This is a genomic window from Aestuariivirga sp. (genome assembly GCF_044239095.1).
GTDB lineage: Bacteria > Pseudomonadota > Alphaproteobacteria > Rhizobiales > Aestuariivirgaceae > Aestuariivirga.
This window is the reverse complement of the sequence record NZ_JBIICB010000352.1, coordinates 1-3,767: the sequence shown is the minus strand read 5'-3', so window position 1 is coordinate 3,767 and position 3,767 is coordinate 1. Positions and strand designations below refer to the sequence as shown.

At 65.7% G+C, this 3,767-nt stretch carries 3 protein-coding genes and 1 pseudogene; all 4 read right to left on the bottom strand.

Annotated features, from left to right (window positions below):
• Positions 1 to 1,418 (bottom strand): heavy metal translocating P-type ATPase (locus ACILRA_RS20985; RefSeq protein WP_395663994.1); only part of this gene is annotated, 1,418 nt, incomplete at its 3' end.
• Entirely contained in the window at positions 1,415 to 1,906 is a 492-nt protein-coding gene (locus ACILRA_RS20980; protein WP_395663993.1) for a FixH family protein, read from the bottom strand. The genes ACILRA_RS20985 and ACILRA_RS20980, both read right to left, overlap by 4 nt.
• Before the next feature lie 3 nt (positions 1,907 to 1,909).
• A complete protein-coding gene (gene ccoG, locus ACILRA_RS20975) occupies positions 1,910 to 3,448 on the bottom strand; it encodes a cytochrome c oxidase accessory protein CcoG (protein WP_395663992.1) in 1,539 nt (512 codons plus the stop codon).
• A 123-nt stretch (positions 3,449 to 3,571) separates the two neighbouring features.
• Positions 3,572 to 3,767, bottom strand: a pseudogene (locus ACILRA_RS20970) (hypothetical protein); the annotation flags it as partial.

Sequence of the window (3,767 nt, the reverse complement as noted above, 5' to 3'; positions counted from 1 at the left end):
GTTTCGGTGGAGACCATGAGCGGCAGGACGAGCTGCGGCTGGCCCTTGGTGAGCGTGCCGGTCTTGTCGAAGATGACGGTGTTGACGCCCGAGAGCTTCTCCAGCGCCGCGCCGTCCTTGATCATGATGCCGGAGCGGAACAGCCTGCCGCTGGCCACCACCTGGGCGGCGGGCACGGCAAGCCCCAGCGCGCAGGGGCAGGTGATAATGAGCACCGCGACGGCGGCCATGATGGCCGGGTGCCAGCCGTGGCCCAGCACCAGCCAGCCGGCGAGTGTCGCCGCTGCCAGCGTATGGACGGCGGGCGAATAGAAGCGCGCCAGCCTGTCCGCGATCTGGATGTAGCGCGACTGGCCCTGCTCGGCGGCGGACATCAGGCGCACGAGTTCCGAGAGGAAGGTGTCGTTGCCCGCGGCGGTGATCTCTACCATCACAGGCGCCGTGAGATTGAGTTCACCCGCATGGACGGCGGAACCGGGCCTCACCGTCTCGGGCGCGGTCTCCCCGGTGAGCAGCGAGCGGTCCATGTCGCTGACGCCCTCGCGGATGAGGCCGTCGGCGGGGAGCCTGTCACCCGCCGCGACGGCGACCGTCATGCCGGCCTTGAGGTCACGCGCGGGGACGTAGCGGCGCGTGCCGTCTTCCGCGACGAGGATCGCGCCCTCCGAGGAGAGCGAGACGAGCTGCGCGATGGCGGAGCGGGCGCGGGCGCGCATCAGGTGATCGAGGTAGCGGCCGGCCAGCAGGAAGAAGAGCAACGTCACGGAGGCATCGAAATAGGCGTGCTCTTCGCTGTTGATGGTCTGGAACAGGCTGAGCATCGAGGCGAGGAGGACGCCCAGAGAGATCGGCACGTCCATGTTGACGCGGCCCAGGCGCAGCGCATTGACGGCGGAGTGGAAGAAGGGACGCCCTGCATAGGCAACGGCTGGCAGGGCGATCATGGCGGAGAGCCAGTGGAAGAGATCGCGCGTTGCATCCTCCGCCCCCGACCAGACGGAGACGGAGAGCAGCATGACGTTGGATGCGGCAAAGCCCGCGACCGCGAGCGCGCGCAGCAGGCGGCCACCTTCACGGTCGTCCTTGGTGAGGCCGGTCTCGCGCGGGTCAAAGGGGCGGGCCATGTAGCCGAGGAACCCCAGCCGGTCGAGCAGCGCCTGCGGCTCGATCTCGCCATCGCGGTAGATGACGGCGACGCGGCGGCCGGTGAGATTGACGCGGGCGGACTGGACGCCGGCGAGGGCGGGAAGGTCCGTCTCGATCTGGGCCATGGCCTCCGGGCGGTTGGCCTGCGGCACGAGGAACTCGATGCGCTTGAGGCCGGGACCGGCGGAGGAGATCCAGCGTGCGGCATCCTCACCCTCGAGCCTGAAGGGCTGGAAATATTCGCCGTCGATGGTGCAGCAGGGAAGGGTCACGGGGTTTTGGCCTTCACCACGAAGCGGAAGGCCTTGCGATAGTCCGAAACGCCATTGCCCTGGGCGGTGATCGTCACCTCCCAGACGCCCGGCGTGAGGGTGGCGGGCGCGGAATAGACGCCGGAGCCCATGGCAGAGAAGGTGAGCGCCTGGTCCTGCCTGTCGGTGACCGGCCGGGCGAGCGCCCCGGTGATGGCGAGCTGGTCGATCTTCGCGCCCGCCTTGTCCGCGAATGTCAGGCGCAGGCGGTCCTCGCCGAAGGAGAAGCCGACGGACCAGCCCAGCGCGTCCTGGGCGCGGGCCTTAGCGAGGTCCTTGTCGTAGCTCTGGCTCGCCACATAGCCGTTGGCGACGACGAGGCCCGACCAGGTCGCGTTGGCGAGCCAGGCCATGGTGAAGTTGACGCTGAAGATGACGGCGAAGAAGGCGACGAGCATCGCCAGCACGTGCCATCCGGTGAGGGGCTTGTGTGCTGCTGCCGTGGACATGTTTCAATCCTCCTCCTCTTCATGCGTGCCGGGTGCATGGAAGATGGCATCGTAACGTGCCGTCTCCGCCATGCCCTTGGGGTTCAATTCTTCAATCCTGAAGTGGAACCGGTTGTGTTCGTCTTCGATGACGGCCTTGTCATCAGTTGCAACATAGACCTTCACGGCCTTCAGCTTGTCCGGTTCGACGGTGATGTCGAAGCTGGTGCCCTGTGAGCCAGGCCCGCCCACCATTTCCATCCTGCCGCCGGGCAGATCTTCGAGGGTGAGCCGGAAGCTCCGCTCTTCCTGGCGCTTGTTGAGGATCTTCACCGTGAAGCCGTTGCGGATGGAGCCATCGGACAGCGTCACGTAGAGCGGGTTGCGGTCCGGCACGACATTGACGTCGAGCTGGCTGCGGTTCAGCAGCGTGACCAGCATGGCGATGCCGACGCCTGCCCACATGGTGAAGTAGATGGCGGTGCGCGGCCGCAGCAGATAACGCCAGTTCCAGTGCGTGTTCTTGCCTTCGACATTGGCGGCATAGAGGCTGGAGGTGGTGTAGTTGATGAGGCCCCTGGGGCTTCCGACCTTGTCCATCACCGCGTCGCAGGCGTCGATGCACAGCGCGCAGTTGATGCATTCGAGCTGGTTGCCGTCACGGATGTCGATGCCCATGGGGCAGACGGCGACGCAGGCGTTGCAGTCAACGCAGTCGCCCACCTTGAGGCCCTGCGCTTCCGCCTTCTTGCGGCCCGCCATGCGCGGCTCGCCGCGCCAGGCGTTGTAGGTGACGATGAGGGAGTCTTCATCCAGCATCGCGCCCTGGATGCGCGGCCACGGGCACATGTAGGTGCAGACCTGCTCACGCATGAAGCCTGCGAAGGTGAAGGTCGTCGCGGTGAGGATGGCGATGGTGAAATAGGCCACTGGTGGCGCAGCACCGGTGATGAGCTCACGGAACAGTGTTGGCGCATCGGCGAAATAGAAGACCCAGAAACCGCCGGTGGCGATGGCGATGAGCAGCCAGACCGCCATCTTGGCCGAACGCTTCATGAGCTTGCCCGCGCTCCACGGGGCAGCGTCAAGCCGGATCCTGGCGTTGCGGTCACCCTCGATCTTGCTCTCCACCCAGATGTAGAGGTCGGTCCACACCGTCTGGGGGCAGGCATAGCCGCACCAGGCGCGGCCGAACAGCGAGGTGACGAGGAAGAGCCCGACGCCCGCCATGATGAGCAGGCCCGCGACATAGTAGAATTCCTGCGGCCAGATCTCGATGAAGAAGAAGTAGAAGCGGCGGTTCGCGAGATCGATCAGGATCGCCTGGTCCGGCGCATTGCCGGGCCTGTCCCAGCGCAGGAAGGGCGAGATGTAGTAGATGCCGAGGAGGACGACGAGCAGGATCCACTTGAGACGGCGGAATGTTCCGTGGACGGATTTCGGATGGATGGCGGCGCGCGCGGCGTAAAGCGAGCGGTTCTCGGCCTTGTTGACCGCCTGCGCATCATGGGTGTCGACTTCGGTGGAAGGCGCGGTGTCGACCGTGTTGAGTATCTGGACCATTATTCCCCTCGGGATGCGGAATTAAATTAGAGAATTCTAATATAATTCCGCAGCCTGCCGTTTGCCGTGTGGCGCCAGGCCGCAGGCGGGCTGTCCACCGCCTGCGGCCCGCAATGCGTTGCGTTACTGGGTGGCGGGTTCGGGCGCCTCGCCGCCGCCCAGCGTATGCACATAGACCGCGAGCTGCTTGATCGTTGCATCGTCCAGACGGTGCGACCAGCCGGGCATGACGCCGTGGCGCGGCCTGACGATCTGCGCCTTTACCTCCTCGAAGTTTGCGCCGTAGAGCGCGATCTTGTCGGTGAGGTTGGGGGCGCCG